Source organism: Nocardia spongicola (assembly GCF_047200775.1).
Classification (GTDB): Bacteria; Actinomycetota; Actinomycetes; order Mycobacteriales; family Mycobacteriaceae; genus Nocardia.
In genome coordinates this window covers 1-225 of record NZ_JBJZOO010000090.1, presented here as the reverse complement: position 1 = coordinate 225, position 225 = coordinate 1, and the positions used below count along the sequence as shown (strand labels likewise).

Below are 225 nucleotides of genomic sequence, written 5' to 3'. Positions count from 1 at the left end.
CCGTCGCACCGGTGAACCCGGTACCAGTCAACGTCACCGAATTACCACCGACCTCCGGACCCGAACCCGGAACCACCGAGACCAACGTGGGCGTTCCGAGATAGGTATAGGAGACAGGATTACTGGTACCACCCGGAGTAGTAACAGTGACCCCCACCGTGCCGGTCCCCGCAGGAACGGTAGCGGTGATCTGCGTATCCGACACCACCGTGAACGACACCGCCG

Annotated in this window: 1 protein-coding gene; it reads right to left on the bottom strand. The window is 62.2% G+C overall.

Annotation, left to right across the window (positions count from 1 at the left end):
• The coding region (locus ACL02S_RS24335) for an IPT/TIG domain-containing protein (RefSeq protein WP_412804822.1) at window positions 1-225 on the bottom strand (225 nt) is incomplete at both ends.